This window comes from Streptomyces sp. NPDC001617 (assembly GCF_053596855.1).
Genome location: NZ_JBSFHA010000048.1, coordinates 55,194 through 76,392 on the forward strand (window position 1 = coordinate 55,194; position 21,199 = coordinate 76,392).

The 21,199-nt window shown below is 71.0% G+C and carries 21 protein-coding genes; 14 read left to right on the plus strand and 7 right to left on the minus strand.

Going from position 1 to position 21,199, the window contains the following annotated elements:
- The first annotated feature begins 140 nt into the window (after positions 1-140).
- Complete coding sequence (locus ACWC09_RS30970) at positions 141-833, plus strand: GntR family transcriptional regulator (protein ID WP_450854211.1); 693 nt, start codon at positions 141-143, stop codon at positions 831-833.
- Positions 834-981: 148 nt separating this feature from the next.
- Here the strand turns inward: ACWC09_RS30970 and ACWC09_RS30975 are convergent, their stop codons facing one another.
- Positions 982-1,263, minus strand: a complete 282-nt coding sequence (locus ACWC09_RS30975) for an HPr family phosphocarrier protein (RefSeq protein ID WP_450854212.1) — start codon at positions 1,261-1,263, stop codon at positions 982-984.
- Positions 1,264-1,471: 208 nt separating this feature from the next.
- Between ACWC09_RS30975 and ACWC09_RS30980 the strand changes: the two genes are divergently transcribed.
- The 4 genes from ACWC09_RS30980 to ACWC09_RS30995 are packed head-to-tail and all read left to right on the plus strand — an operon-like array spanning position 1,472 to position 6,990.
- On the plus strand, positions 1,472-4,468 hold the full coding sequence (locus ACWC09_RS30980) for a bifunctional acetate--CoA ligase family protein/GNAT family N-acetyltransferase (RefSeq protein ID WP_450854213.1): 2,997 nt from the start codon (positions 1,472-1,474) through the stop codon (positions 4,466-4,468).
- A 43-nt stretch (positions 4,469-4,511) separates the two neighbouring features.
- Positions 4,512-5,108: a DUF5998 family protein gene (locus ACWC09_RS30985; RefSeq protein WP_450854236.1), complete on the plus strand. Its 597-nt coding sequence runs from the start codon at positions 4,512-4,514 to the stop codon at positions 5,106-5,108.
- On the plus strand, positions 5,108-6,298 hold the full coding sequence (locus tag ACWC09_RS30990; RefSeq protein ID WP_450854214.1) for an alkaline phosphatase family protein: 1,191 nt from the start codon (positions 5,108-5,110) through the stop codon (positions 6,296-6,298). Before ACWC09_RS30985 ends, ACWC09_RS30990 begins: the two co-directional genes overlap by 1 nt.
- 44 nt (positions 6,299-6,342) lie before the next feature.
- A complete protein-coding gene (locus tag ACWC09_RS30995) occupies positions 6,343-6,990 on the plus strand; it encodes a thymidine kinase (protein ID WP_450854215.1) in 648 nt (215 codons plus the stop codon).
- A 162-nt stretch (positions 6,991-7,152) separates the two neighbouring features.
- On the opposite strand, the gene ACWC09_RS31000 is transcribed toward ACWC09_RS30995, so the two are convergent.
- Positions 7,153-7,956 carry a VOC family protein gene (locus ACWC09_RS31000; protein ID WP_450854216.1) on the minus strand — a complete coding sequence of 268 codons (804 nt, stop codon included), beginning with the start codon at positions 7,954-7,956 and terminating at the stop codon, positions 7,153-7,155.
- 292 nt (positions 7,957-8,248) lie between these two features.
- On the opposite strand from ACWC09_RS31000, the gene ACWC09_RS31005 reads away from it, so the two are divergent.
- On the plus strand, positions 8,249-9,100 hold the full coding sequence (locus ACWC09_RS31005) for a sulfurtransferase (protein ID WP_450854217.1): 852 nt from the start codon (positions 8,249-8,251) through the stop codon (positions 9,098-9,100).
- A 64-nt stretch (positions 9,101-9,164) separates the two neighbouring features.
- Here the strand turns inward: ACWC09_RS31005 and sepH are convergent, their stop codons facing one another.
- The 3 genes from sepH to ACWC09_RS31020 form a co-directional block, all read right to left on the minus strand.
- Complete coding sequence (gene sepH / locus ACWC09_RS31010) at positions 9,165-10,202, minus strand: septation protein SepH (protein WP_450854218.1); 1,038 nt, start codon at positions 10,200-10,202, stop codon at positions 9,165-9,167.
- 440 nt (positions 10,203-10,642) lie between these two features.
- The gene (locus ACWC09_RS31015; protein ID WP_450854219.1) at positions 10,643-11,962 is read right to left on the minus strand and encodes a D-arabinono-1,4-lactone oxidase; all 1,320 of its coding nucleotides are present in this window, start codon (positions 11,960-11,962) and stop codon (positions 10,643-10,645) included.
- Positions 11,922-13,160 (minus strand): MFS transporter, encoded by a 1,239-nt coding sequence (locus ACWC09_RS31020; RefSeq protein WP_450854220.1) that lies wholly within the window; start codon positions 13,158-13,160, stop codon positions 11,922-11,924. The genes ACWC09_RS31015 and ACWC09_RS31020 overlap by 41 nt, the downstream gene beginning before the upstream one ends.
- A 184-nt stretch (positions 13,161-13,344) precedes the next feature.
- Between ACWC09_RS31020 and ACWC09_RS31025 the strand changes: the two genes are divergently transcribed.
- Positions 13,345-14,472: a ferrochelatase gene (locus tag ACWC09_RS31025; RefSeq protein WP_450854221.1), complete on the plus strand. Its 1,128-nt coding sequence runs from the start codon at positions 13,345-13,347 to the stop codon at positions 14,470-14,472.
- Between the two features lie 8 nt (positions 14,473-14,480).
- Positions 14,481-15,296 (plus strand): inositol monophosphatase family protein, encoded by an 816-nt coding sequence (locus ACWC09_RS31030; protein ID WP_450854222.1) that lies wholly within the window; start codon positions 14,481-14,483, stop codon positions 15,294-15,296.
- An 81-nt stretch (positions 15,297-15,377) separates the two neighbouring features.
- Here the strand turns inward: ACWC09_RS31030 and ACWC09_RS31035 are convergent, their stop codons facing one another.
- Entirely contained in the window at positions 15,378-15,542 is a 165-nt protein-coding gene (locus ACWC09_RS31035; RefSeq protein ID WP_450854223.1) for a hypothetical protein, read from the minus strand.
- A 428-nt stretch (positions 15,543-15,970) separates the two neighbouring features.
- Between ACWC09_RS31035 and ACWC09_RS31040 the strand changes: the two genes are divergently transcribed.
- The 4 genes from ACWC09_RS31040 (at position 15,971) to ACWC09_RS31055 (ending at position 19,528) form a co-directional block, all read left to right on the plus strand.
- On the plus strand, positions 15,971-16,624 hold the full coding sequence (locus ACWC09_RS31040; protein WP_020125132.1) for a response regulator transcription factor: 654 nt from the start codon (positions 15,971-15,973) through the stop codon (positions 16,622-16,624).
- A 6-nt stretch (positions 16,625-16,630) separates the two neighbouring features.
- Positions 16,631-17,872: a sensor histidine kinase gene (locus ACWC09_RS31045; RefSeq protein ID WP_450854224.1), complete on the plus strand. Its 1,242-nt coding sequence runs from the start codon at positions 16,631-16,633 to the stop codon at positions 17,870-17,872.
- A 407-nt stretch (positions 17,873-18,279) separates the two neighbouring features.
- Positions 18,280-18,576 carry a DUF4193 domain-containing protein gene (locus tag ACWC09_RS31050; protein ID WP_005481602.1) on the plus strand — a complete coding sequence of 99 codons (297 nt, stop codon included), beginning with the start codon at positions 18,280-18,282 and terminating at the stop codon, positions 18,574-18,576.
- Between the two features lie 13 nt (positions 18,577-18,589).
- Positions 18,590-19,528, plus strand: a complete 939-nt coding sequence (locus tag ACWC09_RS31055; RefSeq protein ID WP_450854225.1) for a hypothetical protein — start codon at positions 18,590-18,592, stop codon at positions 19,526-19,528.
- Between the two features lie 15 nt (positions 19,529-19,543).
- On the opposite strand, the gene ACWC09_RS31060 is transcribed toward ACWC09_RS31055, so the two are convergent.
- Positions 19,544-20,008, minus strand: a complete 465-nt coding sequence (locus ACWC09_RS31060) for a DUF3093 domain-containing protein (protein ID WP_450854226.1) — start codon at positions 20,006-20,008, stop codon at positions 19,544-19,546.
- Between the two features lie 58 nt (positions 20,009-20,066).
- On the opposite strand from ACWC09_RS31060, the gene ACWC09_RS31065 reads away from it, so the two are divergent.
- Positions 20,067-20,651, plus strand: coding sequence for a PaaI family thioesterase (locus ACWC09_RS31065; protein ID WP_450854227.1), 585 nt, complete (start codon positions 20,067-20,069; stop codon positions 20,649-20,651).
- Positions 20,648-21,199, plus strand: a complete 552-nt coding sequence (gene dut / locus ACWC09_RS31070; protein ID WP_450854228.1) for a dUTP diphosphatase — start codon at positions 20,648-20,650, stop codon at positions 21,197-21,199. Before ACWC09_RS31065 ends, dut begins: the two co-directional genes overlap by 4 nt.

Consider the following 21,199-nt stretch of genomic DNA (forward strand, 5'->3'; position numbering starts at 1 on the left):
TCGCCGTTTCTGTCGCTCTGCTGTCCAAAAAATATCCATGGATTCCGGTCCGCCGTCGGAAATTCCGGCTCATTGCAATAGAGTCCTTGGACACAACGTCAATCGACGACGTTTCACGGGGATTAAGGCGGAGGTCGGTCATGCGTATTCCGGCGCACTCGGTGTGCACGGCCATCCGGGACGACATCGTCGCGGGTGTCTACGAGCGTGGCAGCCGCCTCACCGAGGAACTCCTCGCCCGCCGCTACGGTGTCTCGCGCGTCCCCGTCCGTGAGGCCCTGCGCACCCTGGAGGCGGAGGGCTTCGTGGTGACCCGGCGGCACGCGGGCGCGTGCGTCGCGGAGCCGACCGAGCAGGAGGCCTCCGACCTGCTGGAGATGCGCATGCTCCTGGAGCCGCTGGGTGCCTCCCGGGCCGCCCAGCGGCGCACCGAGGCCCATCTCAAGGTCCTCCGAGGCCTCGTCAGACTGGGCCAGGAGCGGGCCAGGAGGGGCAACAGCGAGGATCTGCGCTCCCTGGGGGGCTGGTTCCACGAGACGCTCGCCCAGGCCTCCGGCAGCCCCGCGCTGACCTCGATGCTGACCCAGTTGCGCCACAAGATCGCCTGGATGTACGCCGTCGACGCGCCCGCCAACCCGGTGGAGTCCTGGGCGGAGCACGGCGCGATCGTCGACGCGGTGGCCCGCGGGGACGGCGAACGCGCCCGTGCGATCACCACGCTGCACACCGAGCGCTCGACGGCCGCGCACCGGCTGCGCTTCGGCACCCCCGAACGCGTGAACGGTGTGAGGAACTCGCAACATCCCGTAAACATGTCGGGCCTGCGGCATTAACACGGGCGCCGTATACAAAGAGGAGACAATTCGCGGGGGATTATTTCTGCTGCCCGCAATGGGGAAATGCGAAGGGCTCGCCCGGTAAATTCCGGACGAGCCCTTCAGTGCTGCGGGACGGCGAGTGCCGCGACCCTCAATTCGCTTTTCAGACGGTCTCGGGAAGCTCCTCGAGCCCCTCCGCGACCAGCTTGGCGAGACGGTCGAGAGCGGCGTCCGCGCCCTCGGCGTCCGAGGCGAGGACGATCTCCTCGCCCCCCTGGGCGCCCAGGCCCAGGACGGCCAGCATGGAGGCCGCGTTGGCGGGGGTGCCGCCGACCTTGGTGATCGTCACCGGGATACCTGCGGCCGTGGCGGCCCGGACGAAGATGGAAGCGGGGCGGGCGTGGAGGCCCTCGGCCCAGCCGACGTTGACGCGGCGCTCAGCCATGTGATGCTGCCCTTCGGTTCTCAGGGTTGTCTAGACCAGTTTCCCACACCGTGAAGCGTCTCCGGAGCGGTCCTTCGTCCCGTCCGGGGTGGGTGGTCGGACCGCGGCCTCGGCCCGACTTCCGTCCTTCTTCAGTTCTCCACAGGCTGCTGTGTTCTCCACAGACTGCCTCGCGCCGTTGTCGGACGCGAGCCGTACTCTGGGGCCCATGCAGACCTCGTCGGACCGGCACGAGTACCCCGCCCACTGGGAGGCCGACGTGGTGCTGCGCGACGGCGGCACCGCGCGCATCCGCCCCATCACCGTTGATGACGCAGACCGCCTGGTCAGCTTCTACGAGCAGGTCTCGGACGAGTCGAAGTACTACCGCTTCTTCGCGCCCTACCCGCGCCTGTCCGCCAAGGACGTCCACCGCTTCACGCACCACGACTTTGTGGACCGGGTGGGACTCGCGGCCACGGTGGGCGGCGAGTTCATCGCCACCGTACGCTATGACCGCATTGGTGCCGACGGCATGCCCGCGTCGGCGCCCTCCGACGAGGCCGAGGTCGCCTTCCTCGTCCAGGACGCCCACCAGGGCCGCGGCGTCGCCTCCGCACTCCTCGAACACATCGCCGCCGTCGCCCGCGAGCGCGGTGTCAGCCGCTTCGCCGCCGAGGTGCTGCCCGCCAACAACAAGATGATCAAGGTGTTCACGGACGCCGGCTACACCCAGCAGCGCCATTTCGAGGACGGCGTCGTACGCCTGGAGTTCGACCTCGAACCGACCGACCGCTCCCTCGCCGTCCAGCGCGCGCGTGAGCAGCGCGCCGAGGCGCGTTCCGTACGGCGGCTGCTGGCGCCCGGCTCCGTCGCCGTCATCGGCACCGGGCGCACGCCCGGGGGCGTCGGCCGCAGCATCCTCGACAACATCAGGGACGCCGGTTACGCCGGGCAGCTGTACGCGGTCAACAGGGCCTTCCCCGAGGACCTCAAGGAACTCGACGGCGTCCCCGCCCACCGCTCGGTGCGGGACATCGACGGTCATGTCGACCTGGCCGTCGTCGCCGTACCCACCGAGCACGTCCCCGAGGTCGTCACCGAGTGCGGCGAACACGGCGTACAGGGGCTGGTCGTGGTCTCCGCCGGGTACGCCGAGAGCGGGCCCGAGGGGCGCGAGCGCCAGCGCGAACTCGTCCGCCACGCGCGCACGTACGGCATGCGGATCATCGGGCCGAACGCCTTCGGTGTCATCAACACCTCGAAGGACGTTCGGCTCAACGCCTCGCTCGCACCCGAGATGCCCCGCCCCGGCCGCATCGGCCTGTTCGCCCAGTCCGGCGCCATCGGCATCGCGCTGCTGTCCCGGCTGCACCGACGCGGTGGCGGCGTCACCGGCGTCACCGGGGTGTCCACCTTCGTCTCCTCCGGCAACCGCGCGGACGTCTCCGGCAACGACGTCATCCAGTACTGGTACGACGACCCGGACACCGACGTCGTCCTGATGTACCTGGAGTCCATCGGCAACCCACGCAAGTTCACCCGCCTCGCCCGGCGGACGGCGGCCGCCAAGCCCCTGGTCGTCGTCCAGGGCGCCGGTTCCGCGCCGCAGGGGCACGCCGTACGGGCGACGCGGCTTCCGCACGCCACCGTGTCCGCGCTGCTCCGGCAGGCCGGTGTGATCCGCGTGGACACGATCACCGAACTGGTCGACGCGGGGCTGCTGCTGGCCCGCCAGCCGCTGCCGGCCGGACCGCGCGTGGCGATCGTGGGGAACTCCGAGTCGCTCGGGCTGCTGACCTACGACGCCTGTCTCGCCGAAGGCCTCAGGCCGCAGCGACCGCTGGACCTGACGACCGGCGCCTCGGCCGAGGACTTCCACGCGGCGCTGCTGCGGGCGCTCGGCGACGACTCGTGCGACGCGGTGGTCGTGACGGCGATCCCGGCGATCGGGGAGGTGTCTCCCGGCGACGCGGAGCTGGCCGAGGCCCTGCGGTCGGCGGCCGAGGAGGCTCCCGCGAAGCCGGTGCTCGTCGTGCACGTGGAACTGGGCGGGCTCGCGGAGGCCCTGTCGGCCGCGGCCAGCACCGCACCCCAGGCGGACGGGGCGGCTCCCAAAGCGGCGGGTGCCGCATCCCAGGCGGACGGCACGGCCGCCAGGACGGCGGGTACCGCGGCCCAGGCGGGCGGCACGGCTCCCCAGGCGACCAGTACCGCGCCGGCCGACGGCACGGCCGCCAAGGCGACGGGCGCCGAGACAGCGACCCGCCGGCTCCGGCCCTCGCAGCAGCTGCCCCCTCCGGCGACGGCACCGGCATCGGCAGCCGCGCCCGCATCGGAACCCTCCGCCCCCGGGACCTTCTCGCGCCTGATTCCCGCCTACCCCGCCGCCGAGCGCGCCGTCCGTGCCCTCGCCGAAGCCGTGCACTACGCCCAGTGGCGGCGCGAAGCCGCCGAGCCCGGCAAGGTGCCCGAGTACGAGGACATCGACGAGAAGGGCGCCGCCGAGCAGATCGACGGACTGCTCGCGCGCCAGCAGGGCCTCACCCTCGGCACGGACGAGACCTGCGAACTGCTCGGCCGGTACGGGATCGCGGTACGCAGGGCGATTCCCGCCTTCACCCCGGACGACGCCGTCCGCGCGGCCGAGAGTCTCGGCTACCCCGTGGCCCTCAAGGCCACCGCCCCGCATCTGCGCCACCGGGCCGACCTGGGCGGCGTACGCCTGGATCTCGCGGACGAGGAGCAACTGCGGCGTGCGTACGCCGAGTTGACGGAGCTGTTCGGGCAGCCGGAAGAGCTGCGCCCCGTGGTGCAGGGGATGGCGCCACGCGGCGTGGACACGATCGTGCGGGCCGTCATCGACCCGGCGGCCGGCGCCGTGGTGTCCTTCGGCCTGGCCGGGCCCGCCTCGCAGCTGCTCGGCGACATGGCGCACCGCCTGGTCCCGGTCACCGACCGGGAGGCCACCTCGCTGATCCGGTCGATCCGGACGGCCCCGCTCCTGTTCGGCTGGCGCGGCTCGACCCCGGTCGACACGCCTGCGCTGGAAGAGCTGCTCCTGAGGGTGTCCCGACTGGTCGACGACCACCCCGAGGTCGTCGCGGTCACCCTGGAGCCCGTCGTCGTCTCCCCGCGCGGCCTGAGCGTTCTCGGCGCCTCCGTGCGCCTCGCGCCGCCGCCCGCCCGCGACGACCTCGGCCCGCGCACGCTCCCGGTGTACTGAACCACCCGTGAGCGGTGCCTCGCAGTCAGTGGGCCACCGTAGGATGGACATCATGGCCAAGACCAGTACGACGACCCAGGGGCTGCGAGCGGCGATCGAGCGCAGCGGCTACTACCCGGCCCTCGTGGCCGAGGCGGTGGAGGCCGCCGTGGGCGGCGACTCCATCCGGTCGTACCTGGTCCACCAGGAGACGACGTTCGACCAGAACGAGGTGCGGCGGCACGTGACCGTGCTCGTCCTCACCGGCAACCGCTTCATCGTCAGCCACACCGACGAGCAGGCGGCCGACAGCACCTCCCCGACGCCGTACGCCACGACGTCGACGGAGTCCGTGAAGCTCGGCCGGATCTCGTCGGTCGTGGTCAGCCGTGTGGTCGCCAACCCGGAGCAGTACACGGTGGGCACGCTGCCCCGCGAGGTCGTCCTCACCATCGGCTGGGGCGCCGTCTCCCGCATCGACCTCGAGCCCGCCGCCTGCGGCGACCCCAACTGCGAGGCCGACCACGGGTACACGGGCAGCTCCACGGCGGACGACCTCAGCCTGCGTGTCAGCGAGGCCGGCGACGGCCCCGAGACGGTCCGCCAGGCCCTCGCCTTCGCCCAGTCGCTCTCCGAGGCGACCGCGGACACCACCCGCTGATGGTCCACGCCCCCTGGGACGCCCACCCCGAACCCCTCGCCGTCGACTCCGCGCCGCTGCCCGAATACGGCAGCGGCTCCCTCGCCGACCTCCTGCCGACCCTGGCCGCGGGGATGGGCGTACCGGACATGACGGCCGCGATCTCCGAGCTCACCCCCGCCGACCGCAACTGCGTGTTCCTGATCGACGGTCTCGGCTGGGAGCAGCTGAGGGCGCACCCGGACGAGGCGCCGTTCATGACCTCGCTGCTGGCCAGCTCGCGCGGCGGCACCGGCCGTCCCCTGACCACCGGCTACCCGGCGACCACCGCGACCTCCCTCGCCTCCGTCGGCACCGGCCTGCCGCCCGGCGCGCACGGCCTGCCCGGCTACACCGCGCGCAACCCGGAGACCGGCGAGCTGATGAACCAGCTGCGCTGGCAGCCGTGGACGGCGCCGCACGCCTGGCAGCCCTATCCGACCGTCTTCCGACTCGCTCACGAGGCGGGTGTGCACGCCGCCCAGGTGTCCTCCCCGACCTTCGAGAACACCCCGCTGACCAAGGTCGCGCTCAGTGGAGGAACGTTCCACGGGCGGCTGTCCGGCGAGGACCGCATGGATCTCGCGGCCGAGCAACTGGCCGCCGGTGACCGCTCCCTGGTCTACACGTACTACGCCGAACTCGACGGCGCGGGCCACCGCTACGGCGTCGCGTCGGACACCTGGCGCGGCCAGCTCATGCACGTCGACCGGCTGGTCCAGCGCCTCGCCGAGCAACTCCCGCCGCGCACCGCGCTGTACGTCACCGCCGACCACGGAATGATGGACGTCCCCTTCGACGAGCAGCACCGCATCGACTTCGACGAGGACTGGGAACTGCGCGCCGGGGTCGCCCTGCTGGGCGGAGAGGGCCGCGCCCGCCACGTCTACGCGGTCCCGGGCGCCCAGAACGACGTACTGACCTGCTGGCGCGAGGTGCTCGGCGAGCAGTTCTGGGTGGCCTCGCGGGACGAGGCGATCGCGGCGGGCTGGTTCGGCCCGCACATCGACGAACGCGTGTACGCGCGCATCGGGGACGTGGTGGCGGCCGCCCGCGACGACGTCCTGATCATCGCGTCCGAGCGGGAGCCGAAGGAGTCGGCGATGGTCGGCAACCACGGTTCGATGACCCCTGCCGAACAACTGGTCCCCCTGCTCGAAGTACGCTCCTGAAGCCCACGCCTGTCCCTCCCTTGCCGAAAGGTGCTCAACTTCCCATGCCCGAGCTGGTGTTCTTCTCCGGAACGATGGACTGCGGGAAGTCGACGCTGGCTCTCCAGATCGAGCACAACCGCTCGGCACGCGGCCTGGCGGGCATGATCTTCACGCGGGACGACCGGGCCGGCGAGGGAAAGCTTTCTTCGCGGCTGGGCCTGGTCACGGACGCAGTGGAGGTCGAGGACGGCCAGGACCTCTACGCCTATCTCGTCGACCACCTCTCCCAGGGCGGCCGTGCGGACTATGTCATCGCCGACGAGGCGCAGTTCCTGGTGCCGGAACAGATAGACCAACTCGCGCGCGTGGTCGACGACCTGGGCCTGGACGTCTACGCCTTCGGCATCACGACCGACTTCCGCTCCAAGCTCTTCCCGGGCTCGCAACGCCTGGTCGAGCTCGCCGACCGCGTGGAGGTCCTCCAGGTCGAGGCCCTGTGCTGGTGCGGCGCCCGCGCCACCCACAACGCCCGCACGATAGGCGGCGAGATGGTCGTCGAGGGCGCCCAGGTGGTCGTGGGCGACGTCAACCAGGCGGAGGCCATCGGCTACGAGGTCCTGTGCCGCCGCCACCACCGCCGCCGGATGACGTCGGCCACGGCCCGCGCGGCGGCGCTGTCACCGGACGTACTGCCGATGCAGTCGGCCTGAGATCAGCGCACGACCCACTCACCGACGTCGTCGCAGAAGCCGCTGTCGAGGGCGAACCGGACGGCGATGACGCGGGAACCGTCGCCGAGTTCTCGATGGCGCTGGAGAAGTGCTGCCCCGCCTTGTCGACGAGGATGGCTCCGTTGGACGGCGAGCCGGGGCTCAGCGGGGGCTCTCGATCAGGGACAACCGCGCGCCCTCGGGGTCCGCCACCGTGGTCACCCTGCCGTGGGGGCTGTCCTTCGGGGGGCTCAGGACGTGGCCGCCCAGGTGGAGGAGGTGGGACACGGAATCGTCCGCGTCGGCGACCTCGAAGTAGGTGATCCAGTGCGGGCCCCGGTCGCGGGGGAGGGCGTGGCCGACGCCGTGGATGCCGGCGACGGGCCGGCCGTCGATGTGGAGGGTGACGTAGTCGAAGTCGGCGGAGACGACCGGTTCCTCCTCGTAGCCGAAGACCGTCTCGTAGAACTTGGCGACGCTCGCCGACTCGAAGGTGAGGAGTTCGTTCCAGGCGGGGGTGCCCGGCACGCCCGTGATGCCCGTGCCGAGGTGTGCCGCCGCCTGCCAGATGCCGAAGACCGCGCCGGAGGGGTCGGAGCCGATCGCGAGGCGGCCGGCCTCGGCGGCGTCCAAGGGGCCCACCCCGATCGTGCCGCCGCACAGCCGTACCGTTTCGGCGGTCGCGTCCACGTCGTCCGAGGCCAGATACGGCGTCCAGGCGATGGGCAGATGACGGTCGGGCGGGAGCTGGCCGATGCCGGCCACCTCGTGGCCGTCGAGCAGAGCCCGGACGTAGGGCCCGAGCTGTTGTGGCCCCGGCTGGAACTCCCAGCCGAACAGGGCGCCGTAGAAGTCCTGGGTCGCGGCCAAACCGTGCACCATCAGGCTCACCCAGCAGGGTGTGCCGGGTGTGTGCCGGGCGTGCGTGTCGCCGTTCGAGCCGGCCGACCCCCGTGCCTCGGTCATCGTCACTCTCCCTCGACCCCTCGCGGTGGCCGCGTCGCTTCCGCTCCGGTACCCGTGCCGATGCTCGCACCACCCGTGCCGGTGTGCGCTCCGGGCGCGCCGCGCCCGGATGCCCGTGCTCACAGAATGCCCGGTGTGCGGTTTCTCGTCCGTTTCCGTGCGATTGCCCACGGGCGTCGATCAGCTGTACAGCATGTGCCCGAGTCCGTACGCCTCGTGATCGGGCCTGTCCGGCGGAGCAGAGTAGCCGTACATGGACGCTGCGGCCACCCCGTGCGCAAGGATGGTGGCCATGAACGCCATCATCTCCGCATCCCAACTCGCGAGCGACCTGGCGGGAACGAACCCGCCGGTGGTGCTCGACGTCCGCTGGCAGCTCAGCATGCCCAAGGCGGCAGGAGAGCCCGGCTTCGACGGCCGCGCCGAGTACGCGGCCGGGCACATCCCCGGTGCCGCCTACGTCGACCTGGACTCGGAGCTGGCCGCCACGCCCGGCGAGCGCGGCCGGCACCCGCTGCCCGACCTCACGGTCTTCGGCACCGCGATGCGACGCGCGGGTGTCTCGGCCCGTACGCCGGTCGTCGTGTACGACGGCGGACAGGGCTGGGCGGCAGCCCGTGCGTGGTGGCTGCTGCGCTGGACGGGTCACCCGGATGTGCGGGTCCTCGACGGCGGGTTGCCGACGTGGGAGGGGGAACTGGAGACGGCGGCGCCGACGCCGGGCGAGGGCGACTTCGAGCCGGTGGCGGGGGATTCGGGGCTGCTGGACGCCGATGCGGCCGCCGCGGTGGCTCGGGTCGGCGTGTTGTTCGACGCGCGGGCGGGGGAGCGGTACCGGGGAGAGGTGGAGCCGATCGACCGGGTCGGCGGCCACATCCCGGGCGCGGTGTCCGCGCCCACGAACGAGAACGTGGGGGTGGACGGGCGGTTCCTGCCCACGGAGCAGCTGGCCGAGCGGTTCAAGTCCCTGGGTGCCGCGGAAGGTTCGGAGGTAGGCGTGTACTGCGGTTCGGGCGTCTCGGGGGCGCACGAGGTGCTGGCGCTGGCGGTGGCGGGGATTCCGGCGGCGCTGTACGTGGGCTCGTGGTCGGAGTGGTCGTCGGATCCGGCGCGGCCGGTCGCCGTGGGGCCCGACCCTCAGTAGTCGGCACGCGCGCGTGAGGGCCCGGTCACTCGGTGACGGGCCCTCACGCGCGCGTGCCTGCCTGCTACTCCTGCTTCTTGCGCCGTGTCCCGAACACGATCTCGTCCCAGCTCGGGACCGCCGCCCTGCGGCCCGGGCGGACGCCGTCCGCCTCGGCCTGGCGGTCCGTCGCGCCGACCAGGCGGTCACGGTGGCTGGTGACCGAGCGGGGCATGAGGACGTCCGCGTAGGCGGAACCGGCCGAGGCCGCGGGGGCCGGGGGCTCCTCCTCCACGGGTTCGGCGGCGGGGGGCTCCTCGGGAGCGGGGGTCTCGGAGGGATGCTCCGGGACCACCAGGTCGCCGCGGAAGCTCGGTACCGCCTCCAACAGACTGGTCAGCGAGTCCCGTTCGCTCGCCGTGATCTCCTCCGCGGGCTCGGACGCCTGTGCCGGCAGGCTCGGCCGGTCGAGGGCGCGGTCCAGCGGGCGGTCGCGCGGCAGCCGTGCGATGCGCGGTACGAAGGGAAAGCTGGGCTCCGGGGCCGCGAGGTCGTCGGACTCGCCGATCAGCGAGCGCGCCTCCTCGTCGACGGCCTGGACGAGCCGCCGGGGCGGATCGTACGTCCAGCTCGCCGAGTGCGGTTCGCCCGCGACCAGGTAGACCAGCAGGACCTCCCAGGTGCCGTCGTCGCGGCGCCACGAGTCCCACTGCACGGTGTCCTTCTCGGCGCCGCGCAGCACCAACCGCTCCTGGACGGCCTCGCCGAGCTGCGGCCCGGCGTTCTCACCCGGCCGACGGACCGGAGTCTTCCGCGCCCGCTCGGCCATGAACGCACGCTCCGCGAGCACGGGGCCCTCGAAACGGCGTACGCGGTCGACGGGGATTCCTGCGAGCTGCGCGACTTCTTCCGCCGTGGCACCGGCGCGTATACGCGCCTGGATGTCGCGGGGACGGAGATGGCTTTCGACCTCGATCTCGATCTGGCCGAGACGGGGCCGGTCACCGCGGACGGCGGCGCGCAGCCGCTCGTCGATCGGGAGGGTGTACTCCGTCGAGTCGGCAGCCTTGAGCACCAGCCGTGTGCCGTCATTCGAGACGGCCACGACACGCAGTTCGGGCATGGGGACCTCCCGGGTGGTGCCTGCCGACGTCACGTGCGTCGCTGCTTCCGCTAGTCGAGTGTGGCCTGCCCGGGTGCAGCCTGCCACAACCTTGCCGAGTTGCCCGGCGTGTCGGGCACGGGCCCTGGAACGCCGTTATGGCACGGTTACCTATTCGCAACGCTAAGTGACCAACTCCGTCACCCTGTGCAACTAGCCCCCTCCTGGCGGTCCTTGAAGCCGCGGACACCCTGGCGGGAGGCCGGACCCAGGGCTCGCAACAGTACTCCATTCGGACCACGTGCGTGGATTGGCGCGCCCCCAAGTTCTGACAAGAAGCGGGACTCGGCCGCCCGTTGAGCGGTTTCCGGGATCTTGAACGTGGCATAGTTCACGTAATCACCAGAAACGGAGCCAATGGCTTCGTCCGTACGTCCCCTTCTCGCGCGGTTGGTTGATCGCTACGAGCCCAACACCCTGCGCAAGTAGTCGTTCTGGAACCGCCGATCCGGATCAAGACGGTCCCGCAGGGCGGTGAACTCGCCGAAGCGCGGGTAGACGCCCGCGAAGTACTCGGCGTCGCGCGTGTGCACCTTGCCCCAGTGCGGACGCCCCTCGTGCGCCGTGAAGATGCGCTCGGCGGCGGTGAAGTACGCCTGATAGGGGGTGCCCTTGAACATGTGGACGGCGACGTACGCGCTGTCGCGGCCCGACGCGGTGGACAGCGTGATGTCGTCGGCCGGGGCGGTGCGCACTTCGACGGGGAAGCTGACCCTGAGGCCGGAGCGCTCGACCATCGCCTTCAGTTCACGCAGCGTCTCGGTCAGGGCCTCGCGCGGGACGGCGTACTCCATCTCCACGAAGCGCACCCGGCGCGGAGAAGTGAAGACCTTGTAGGGGATGTCCGTGTAGCTGCGCGCGGACAGGGCCTTGCTGGAGATCTGGGCGATCGTCGGGACCGTGGCCGGCACCGCCTGGCCGACCCACTGGGCCACCTGGAAGACGCCGTTGGAGAGGAACTCGTCCTCGAACCAGCCGGCGACCGGGCTTACCGGCTTCTCCGGGCCGGCGCTGCGGTTGTTGCGCTTGGTGTTGGTGCTGCCGGTGTGCGGGAACCAGTAGAACTCGAAGTGCTCGTTCTCGGCCCAGAGTTCGTCGAAGTCGGCGAGCGCCTTGTCGAAGGGCATCGGCTCCTCGCGGGCCGTGAGCAGGAAGACCGGCTCCACGGCGAAGGTGATCGCGGTGACGACGCCGAGGGCGCCCAGGCCGATCCGGGCGGCCGCGAAGACGTCCGGATTCTCCTTCTCGGAGCAGGTGAGCACCGACCCGTCCGCGGTGACCAGCTCAAGTCCCTTGATCTGGGCGGCGATCGAGGCCGAGTCGCGCCCCGTGCCGTGCGTGCCGGTGCTGGTGGCGCCGGAGACGGTCTGCTCCATGATGTCGCCCATGTTGGTGAGCGACAGGCCCTCGCGCGCCAGGGCCATGTTGAGCCTCTTGAGCGGGGTGCCGGCCTCCACCGTGACGGTCATGGCATCGCGATCGATCTTGCGGATACCGGTCAACAGTTGAGGGCGGATCAACACTCCGTCCGTGGCCGCGATGGACGTGAACGAGTGGCCCGTACCGACCGCCTTGACCGTCAGTCCGTCCTCCCCGGCCTTTCGTACGGCCGCGGCCAGCTCCTCCACGGAGGCCGGAGTGACCTCTCGCGCGGGACGGGCCGCGACATTGCCGCCCCAGTTACGCCACGTGCCGTTCTTCCCGCTCGCTGTGCTGCTCAACGGTGCCTCCCCGTCGCGGCGCCGGCCTGCTGAGCCGGCGGTACCCCAGGAAACCGACCGCGACCGCGACGGCCCCGGACACCGCCGGAACCCCGTACCCGGCACGCGCGCCGGCCGCGTCGATGACCCAGCCGGCCACGGAGGAGCCGAGCGCGACGCCGACCGCAAGCCCGGTGCTGATCCAGGTCATGCCCTCGGTCAACTGCGCGCGTGGTACGTGCTCTTCGATCAGGGACATCGTCGTGATCATCGTGGGAGCGATGGACAGGCCCGAGACGAACAGCGCCACGGCCAGAAACGGCAAGTTTCCGACCAGTAGGAGGGGGATCATACTCACGGCCATCGCGCATATGCCCAGCAGCCAGCGACGTTGTGGTGCTCCTGTGAGCCGCAGCAGCCCGAACACGATTCCCGCCGCGCAGGACCCCGCCGCGTACAGGGCGAGCACGACACTCGCGGCCCCCTTGTGCCCCCGCTCGTCGGCGAAGGCCACGGTGACGACGTCCACCGATCCGAAGATCGCCCCGGTCGCCACGAAGGTGGCCACCAGAACCTGCAGCGCACGCGCCCGGAGCGCCGAACCACTGCCGTGCTTCTCCCGGGGGTGGGGCTTCGGCTCGGTGGCCCGCTGGGCGGTCAGCCAGAAGACGCCGACGGCCAGGAAGCAGGCGGCGAGCAGTGGCCCGGCCTCCGGGAACCAGGCGGTGGACAGCCCGATGGAGATGATCGGCCCGAAGATGAAGCAGACCTCGTCGACCACCGACTCGAACGAGTACGCGGTGTGCAGCTGCGGAGTCCCCCGGTACAGGGCCGCCCACCGGGACCGGATCATCGCCCCCAGGCTGGGCACCGCCCCGATCCCCGCGGCGCACACGAACAGCACCCAGTCCGGCCACCCGAAGCGCGCGGCGAGCAGCAGCCCGGCGGCCGACGCGAGCGCGACCAGCGTGGCGGGCCGCAGCACCCGCCGCTGCCCGTGCCGGTCCACCAGCCGGGATATCTGCGGCCCGATCGCCGCGGCGGCCAGCGCGATGGTGGCCGACAGCGCGCCGGCGAGCCCGTACCGCCCGCTGATCTGGGAGACCATCGTGACCACGCCGATGCCCATCATCGACAGCGGCATCCGGCCGAGGAACCCCGCGGCGGAGAAGCCCTTGGAGCCGGGTGCGGCGAACAGGGCGCGGTACGGGCTGGGCACGGCGGGCTCCGGTGAGGAAAGGGACAGCGGCTCAGTAAGGCGCGTATGCAGCCGATACAGCTTACGAGTCAGGTGACCCTGACGCACCCGGTCGGATGCGGACGCACCGGCTGGGCCACCCCGGGAACCCGGCCCGTCACCCCGCCGTTTCCCGGCTGTCAGTACCGGATGACAGGATCGACCCATGCGAGACGTGCTCGACGCCACCCCCTACGACGCCCTGCTCCTGCTCTCCTTCGGCGGCCCCGAGGGCCCCGACGACGTGATCCCGTTCCTGGAGAACGTCACGCGCGGGCGCGGAATCCCCAAGGAACGGCTCAAAGAAGTCGGCGAACACTACTTCCTGTTCGGCGGGGTCAGTCCCATCAACGACCAGAACCGCGCCCTGCTGGACGCCCTCCGCAAGGACTTCGCGGAGCACGGCCTGGACCTGCCGATCCACTGGGGCAACCGCAACTGGGCGCCGTACCTGACGGACACCCTGCGCGAGATGGTGGCCGACGGCCACCGCCGCATCCTGGTGCTGGCCACCAGCGCCTACGCCTCGTACTCGGGCTGCCGCCAGTACCGCGAGAACCTGGCCGACTCGCTGGCCGCCCTGGAGGCCGAGGGCCTCGACCTCCCGAAGGTCGACAAGCTGCGCCACTACTTCAACCACGAGGGCTTCCTGGAGCCGATGATCGAGGGCGTCGTCCAGTCCCTCGCCGACCTCCCCGAGGGCGTCCGGGACGGCGCCCACATCGCCTTCTCCACGCACTCCGTCCCCACGGTGTCCGCGGACACCTCGGGCCCGGTCGAGGACCACGGGGACGGCGGCGCGTACGTCGAGCAGCACCTGGAGGTGGCCGGGCTGATCGCCGACGCGGTCCGCGAGCGCACCGGCATCGACCACCCCTGGCAGCTCGTCTACCAGTCCCGCTCGGGCGCCCCGCACATCCCCTGGCTGGAGCCGGACATCTGCGACCACCTGGAGGCCCTCCAGGAGGCAGGCGCCCCCTCGGTGGTCATCGCCCCCATCGGCTTCGTCTCCGACCACATGGAGGTCCTCTACGACCTCGACACGGAGGCCAGGGCCAAGGCCGAGGAGCTGAACCTCCCCATGCGCCGCTCGGCCACGGTGGGCGCCGACCCGCGCTTCGCGGCGGCCATCCGCGACCTGGTCCTGGAGCGCGCGGCCACGGAGCGGGGAGACGAGGTCACCCCCTGCGCCCTGGGCAGCCTCGGCGCGAGCCACAACCTCTGCCCGATCGGCTGCTGTCCGAGCCGGGCCCCCAAGCCGGCCGCCGCGGGCGCCGACAGCCCCTACGCATGAGGAGCCAGGTGACCGACCCCCTCCACCAAGAGCTGCTGGACCTGGCCCAGGAGGCCGCCCGCCGCGCCGGCGACCTGCTGCGGGACGGCCGCCCCGCCGACCTCGCGGTGGCCGCCACCAAGTCGAGCCCCATCGACGTGGTGACCGAGATGGACATCGCGGCGGAGAAGCTGATCACGGACCTGATCTCCGCCCGCCGCCCGGACGACGGCTTCCTCGGCGAGGAGGGCGCCTCCAGTGAGGGCACGAGCGGCATCCGCTGGGTGATCGACCCGCTCGACGGCACCGTCAACTACCTGTACGGACTGCCCACCTGGTCAGTGTCCATCGCGGCCGAGCAGGACGGCGAGACGGTCGTCGGGGTCGTGGCGGTCCCGATGCGCGGCGAGACGTTCCACGCGGTCCGCGGCAAGGGCGCCTGGGCCACGGGCGCGTGGGAGGGCGAGCGTGCGCTGGCCTGCCGCCCCGCGCCCCCGCTGGACCAGGCCCTGGTCTCCACCGGCTTCAACTACGTCACCGAGGTCCGCACCCACCAGGCCGAGGTCGCCCGGAAGCTGATCCCGCTGCTCCGCGACATCCGGCGCGGCGGCTCGGCGGCGGTCGACCTCTGCGACCTCGCGTCCGGCCGCCTGGACGGCTACTACGAGCGCGGCCTGAACGCCTGGGACTACGGCGCGGGCGACCTCATCGCCCGTGAAGCGGGCGTGCTGACCGGCGGACGCCCCGGAGAGCGCCCGTCACGCGACCTGACGGTCGCCGGCACACCCGGCGTCTTCGAGCCCCTCCAGCAGCTCCTGGAGGACTTCGGCGCCTGGCACGACTGACGGCCGCCGAGCGCGCACACGAAGGGACCCCGGCGCTGGATTCGCCGGGGTCCCTTCACGCGCTCACGGGCCGATCAGACGCTATGCGCCAACTTGCACACCGTGCTCGGCGGCAAGGCGGCGCAGGTCGTCGAGTTCGCCCTGCTCGACCTCGACGAGGAAGTCGTCGCCCTCGTCAAGAGCCCGCGTCAGGTCGGACTCGGTCGCCTTTATGCGCTGCAGAAGTCCCGTGGTGAATGCGTCCATGCTGCGCCCCCTCGTCCTGGGTCGTGGGTCGGTGGCACGGGGGTGTGCCGTTCGGAAGAGGCGATCACGTCTCCGGCAGATGCCCAGCACACTGCCCTGCTGGGCGGCGACGGTGCCAGGCACCCACACGCCCACTCTGCGGAAAGCGGATTGCGCCGTGCCGCATGGTGTTGCGGCACAAGCAGAGCGTGATCGCGGGGTATGAACCGTCCTCCCCCCGGTCCCTTCCACGGAAACCTCAACCGGACGAAAAAGTCCCGCATTCCCGGGTCTCACACCTGCCATTCATCCGCCGATCAGCTGCCGCCCACCGTCTTACAGCCGACTTACGGCCGAAAAGGGCAGGATGGAGGCACACACCCATGAAGACCCCTGCCCGCCTGTGCCCGCCCGGCGCTACGCGGGTGGACACAGGAAGGACAAGCGACGTGCGCGTACTCGTCGTCGAGGACGAGCAGCTGCTCGCCGATGCGGTGGCCACCGGACTGCGCCGGGAGGCCATGGCCGTCGACGTCGTGTACGACGGTGCGGCCGCCCTGGAGCGCATCGGCGTCAACGACTACGACGTGGTCGTCCTCGACCGCGACCTCCCGCTCGTCCACGGCGACGACGTCTGCCGCAAGATCGTCGAGCTCGGCATGCCCACACGCGTGCTGATGCTGACGGCCTCCGGCGACGTCAGCGACCGGGTCGAGGGACTGGAGATCGGCGCCGACGACTACCTGCCCAAGCCCTTCGCCTTCAGCGAGCTGATCGCACGCGTGCGTGCCCTCGGCCGCCGCACCAGCCTCCCCCTGCCGCCGGTCCTGGAGCGAGCCGGCATCAAGCTCGACCCCAACCGCCGCGAGGTCTTCCGCGACGGCAAGGAGGTCCAGCTGGCGCCGAAGGAGTTCGCGGTCCTGGAGGTGCTGATGCGCTCCGAGGGCGCCGTCGTCTCCGCGGAGCAGCTCCTGGAGAAGGCCTGGGACGAGAACACCGACCCGTTCACCAACGTCGTGCGCGTGACCGTCATGACCCTGCGCCGCAAGCTGGGCGAGCCGCCCGTCATCGTCACCGTGCCCGGCTCCGGCTACCGGATCTGATCCCCGATGGCCGCCACACCCGCTCTCCCCACGGCACCCCCCAAACCCACCTGGGACCCCAGGAAGCCCCAGCAGCAGTACCCCTGGCTGCGCCCCACCATCCGCATACGACTCACGCTGCTGTACGGCGGCATGTTCCTGATCGCCGGCATCCTGCTGCTGTCGATCATCTACCTGCTGGCCGCCCAGGCCCTGCACGAAGGCAGCGGCCAGTCCTTCCAGGTGTCCGGTACCGGCATCAACATCACCAGCCCCACCTGTCCGAAGCTCAACCAGGCGACCACCAACGACGAGTTCAACTCGATCCTCACGTCGTGCGAGTCCGTCCAGCGCCAGCACGCCCTCGACGACCTCCTCAGCCGCTCCCTGCTGGCCCTCCTCGGCCTTGCCGTGATCGCCTTCGCGTTCGGCTACGCGATGGCCGGCCGCGTCCTGTCGCCGCTCGGCCGGATCACCCGCACCGCGCGCGCGGTGGCCGGCTCGGACCTGTCCCGCCGGATCGAGCTGGACGGCCCGGACGACGAGCTCAAGGAGCTGGCCGACACCTTCGACGACATGCTGGAGCGCCTCCAGCGGGCCTTCACGGCACAGCAGCGCTTCGTCGGCAACGCCTCCCACGAGTTGCGCACCCCGCTGGCGATCAACCGCACGCTCCTCGAGGTGCATCTCTCCGACCCGGGTGCGCCGGTGGAGCTCCAGCAGCTCGGCAAGACGCTGCTGGCCACCAACGAGCGCAGCGAGCAGCTCGTGGAGGGCCTGCTGCTGCTCGCCCGCAGCGACAACCAGATCGTCGAGCGCAAGCCGGTCGACCTCGCCGAGGTTGCCTCCCAGGCCGTCGACCAGGTGCACGCGGAGGCGGAGGCCAAGGGCGTGGTGATCCGTGGCGAGCAGAAGCCCGCCGTCGTCCAGGGCAACGGCGTGCTGCTGGAGCGAATCGCGCTCAACCTCGTACAGAACGCCGTACGGTACAACGTGCCCGAGGGCGGCTGGGTCGAGGTCACCACCGAGGTCCAGCACGGCCAGGCAGTCCTGGTCGTGTCGAACACCGGGCCGGTCGTACCGGCGTACGAGATCGACAACCTGTTCGAGCCCTTCCGTCGGCTGCGTACGGAGCGGACGGGCAGTGACAAGGGCGTCGGGCTCGGTCTGTCCATCGTCCGGTCCGTGGCCCGCGCGCACGGCGGGCACATCTCGGCCCAGCCGCGTGAAGGGGGTGGACTCGTGATGCGGGTCGCTCTGCCGATCTGAGATCATGTCGCCGACACAGGGGCCCGTGTTCGCTTTGCGCGGAATTTTCCGGCCGTGAAAGCGTTGTTGCGGTAGCAGTTCCGTGTGTGATCGATCACATGGGCGGGTTTCCGGCCATCCACTCTCCGTGATCATGAAAGCTGTCGGAAAGCCGGGAAAATCCGGGTTTTCGGGTGTCTTGATCACGGGAAGTACAGGTGGAGACGCCTTTGGAGAGCGGCAGGGGGACCGTGTACGGTCCCGTTCGCCATCCCAGCCGATCACTCTTGAGGAGTCCGGTTGGGTGTCGATTGAGTAACAGACCTTGATGTGAGGCAAAATCTCCGCCTCGAGGCGGGCACAAGTCCGGCCTCTCACGCGTTACGTGCGCTGGAGACACCCGCAGACACCCAGAGGGGGAGAGCGAAATGGCAACGGATTACGACACCCCACGCAAGACCGACGACGACGTGGATTCCGACAGCCTTGAAGAGCTGAAGGCCCGGAGGAATGACAAGTCCACCTCGGCGGTCGACGTCGACGAGTTCGAGGCCGCAGAGGGCCTTGAACTGCCCGGAGCCGACCTCTCGAACGAGGAGCTGGCCGTCCGGGTGCTGCCCAAGCAGCAGGACGAGTTCACTTGCATGAGCTGCTTCCTGGTGCACCACCGCAGCCAGCTGGCCAGGGAGAAGAACGGTCAGCCGATCTGCCGCGACTGCGACTGAGGCCGGGTCGGCCGTGACTGGCTCGACCCCCCCTTGGAAGCGCCGCTCCCCCCTGCAGGGAGCGGAGCAGGGGCCGTCCGACGGTCCCCACGGCACGCGTGACGACGAGCGGGGCTCATCCGGTACGACACCCGGTGGCACGGGGTCATCCGGGGCGGCCTCGCTCGAATCGGCGGCAGGCCGGGCTGACCTCCCGGTGCCGTCCCAGCACAGGCCCGCGCCCGTCGCCAGGCGGGTCGCGGCGATCCGCGACAAGGCCAGGGAAACCGTCCGGGAAGGTGTCCGCAAGGGCGGCAGCCGCGCCAGGGCGGGCCTGGGGTACCTCGCCGACCGGATCATCGAGATCGCCCCGCGTGTGCCCGTACGCGACCTCGCGACGCTCCGGGCCCATTTCCCGGGCCTCGGGCCCGAGCAGCTCGCCGACAAGCTCGTGTCGGGCGCCGCGAACGCGACCTCCACGGTCGGTGCGGGCATCGGAGCGGCGGCGATGATGCCGGTGCCGCCCGCCATGCCGACGGAGCTGGCCGCCGAGATCACCGGCGTGGCCGCGATCGAGCTGAAGCTGATCGCCGAACTCCACGAGGTCTACGGCGTACGCCCGCCCGGAAACCTGAGAGAGCGCAGCACCGCGTATCTGAACTCCTGGTCCGGTGAGCGCGGGGTCGACGTGACGAAGCCGTCGAGCTTCGGGGGCGCGGTCAACAGCCAGATGAAGCACCAGCTGCGCCAGCAGATCATGAAGCGCATGGTGCGCGACCTGCCCAACCTGATGCCCTTCATGGTGGGCGCCGCCGTCGGGGCGGTCATGAACCGCAGAGACACCAAGAAGCTCGCCGAGCGCATCCGCAAAGACCTGCGCAAGATCCAGGTGCCCTGGGACGCGCTGGCCGGGCAGCCGCCCCTGGAGGCGCCGAAGCACCCGCTGGAGCTGGAGGACGGCTTCCAGGGCTGAGAGCCTCCTGCGGCCTTACGCGGCCGCTTCCCTGGCCGACTTCAGCGCCTCCGCCAGCCGCTCCGGCTCCCGCGTGGAGAGATACAGGTACGGCGTCGGGTCCTCCGGGTCGGTGACCTCGACCTTCAGCGCCCTGGGGATGTACGCCCGCAGCAGCAGGAACGCGCGCGTGTCGGCCTTGTACGTGCGCCAGGCCTGTGCCTCCTCCGGGGAGAGCACCTCCGCCTCGCCGAGCGCCGTCACCGGGATCTTCGCCTCGCCCGCGATCAACGAGCCGCCCACCACACGGATGCGCACCGACCCGTACGAACTCGCCACGACCGCCGCGGCCGCCGTACCGCCGACCAGCCCGCCGAGCAGCGGCAGCGTGCCGAACGGCAGCAGGATCAGGGCACAGGAGACGCCGATCAGGAACGAGATCACCCACCACGAACGAGGGGCGGTGAGGCGTTCTTCGTAGGGGGCCGTGGAGAGCTGCATGAAGCCAAGCTTGGCACGGTGTCCGGATCACGCCGACGCGCGGGTAAGGTCTGCGGCTGTGAGTGGTACTTCCGCAGCTCTTGAGCCTCCCGCCGACGCGGTGAAACCGGTGCGCCACCCGGATGCTCCGGCGCCGGGTGAGCTTCTCGGTTCGCACTACGGCCAGTGTTTCGGCTGTGGCGGCGAGCAGGCCCACGGGCTGCACCTGGCGGCGCGGGCGGGCGAAGGCGTCACGATCACCGCGGAGTTCACCGTCCAGCCCGCCCACCAGGGCGCGCCCGGCCTCGCGCACGGTGGGGTGCTGGCGACCGCGCTGGACGAGACGCTCGGCTCGCTGAACTGGCTGCTGCGGGCGATCGCCGTGACGGGCCGGCTGGAGACGGACTTCGTGCGTCCGGTGCCGGTCGGCACCACGCTCCATCTGTCGGCCGAGGTCACGGCGGTGGCGGGCCGCAAGATCTACTCGACCGCCGTCGGGCGCCTCGACAGCCCCGAGGGCGCGGTCGCCGTCCGCGCCGACGCCCTGTTCATCGAGGTCAAGGTCGACCACTTCATCGACAACGGCCGTCCGGAGGAGATCCACGCGGCCATGAGCGACCCCGACCAGCAAAGGCGCGCCCGCGCCTTCGAGGTGAACCCGTGAGCCGTGCCCCCGTGAACGTGCTGATCCGGCGCGTCGACCCGGACGTACCGCTTCCGTCGTACGCGCATCCTGGCGACGCGGGAGCCGATCTGCGCACCACCGAGGCGTGCGAACTGAAGCCCGGCGAGCGGGTTGTGCTGCCCACCGGGGTGTCCGTCGCGCTCCCTGAGGGGTACGCGGCCTTCGTGCACCCTCGGTCAGGGCTCGCCGCCCGCTGCGGTGTCGCCCTCGTGAATGCCCCGGGGACGGTTGATGCCGGGTACCGTGGGGAGATCAAGGTGATCGTGGTGAATCTCGACCCGCGCGAGGCAGTGCGGTTCGAGCGCTTCGACCGGATCGCCCAACTGGTCGTCCAGCAGGTCGAGAAGGTCCGCTTCCAGGAGGTGGCGGAGCTGCCCGACTCGGCGCGGGCCGAAGGGGGCTTCGGGTCCACCGGAGGACATGCGGTGGTGGCCGGTACGAACAGCACAAGCGGTCAGGCCGCCGTGGGCGGCACTACGGGTGGGAATCGATACGCTTCGGTCGTATCCGACCGGGAAGGACAGTGA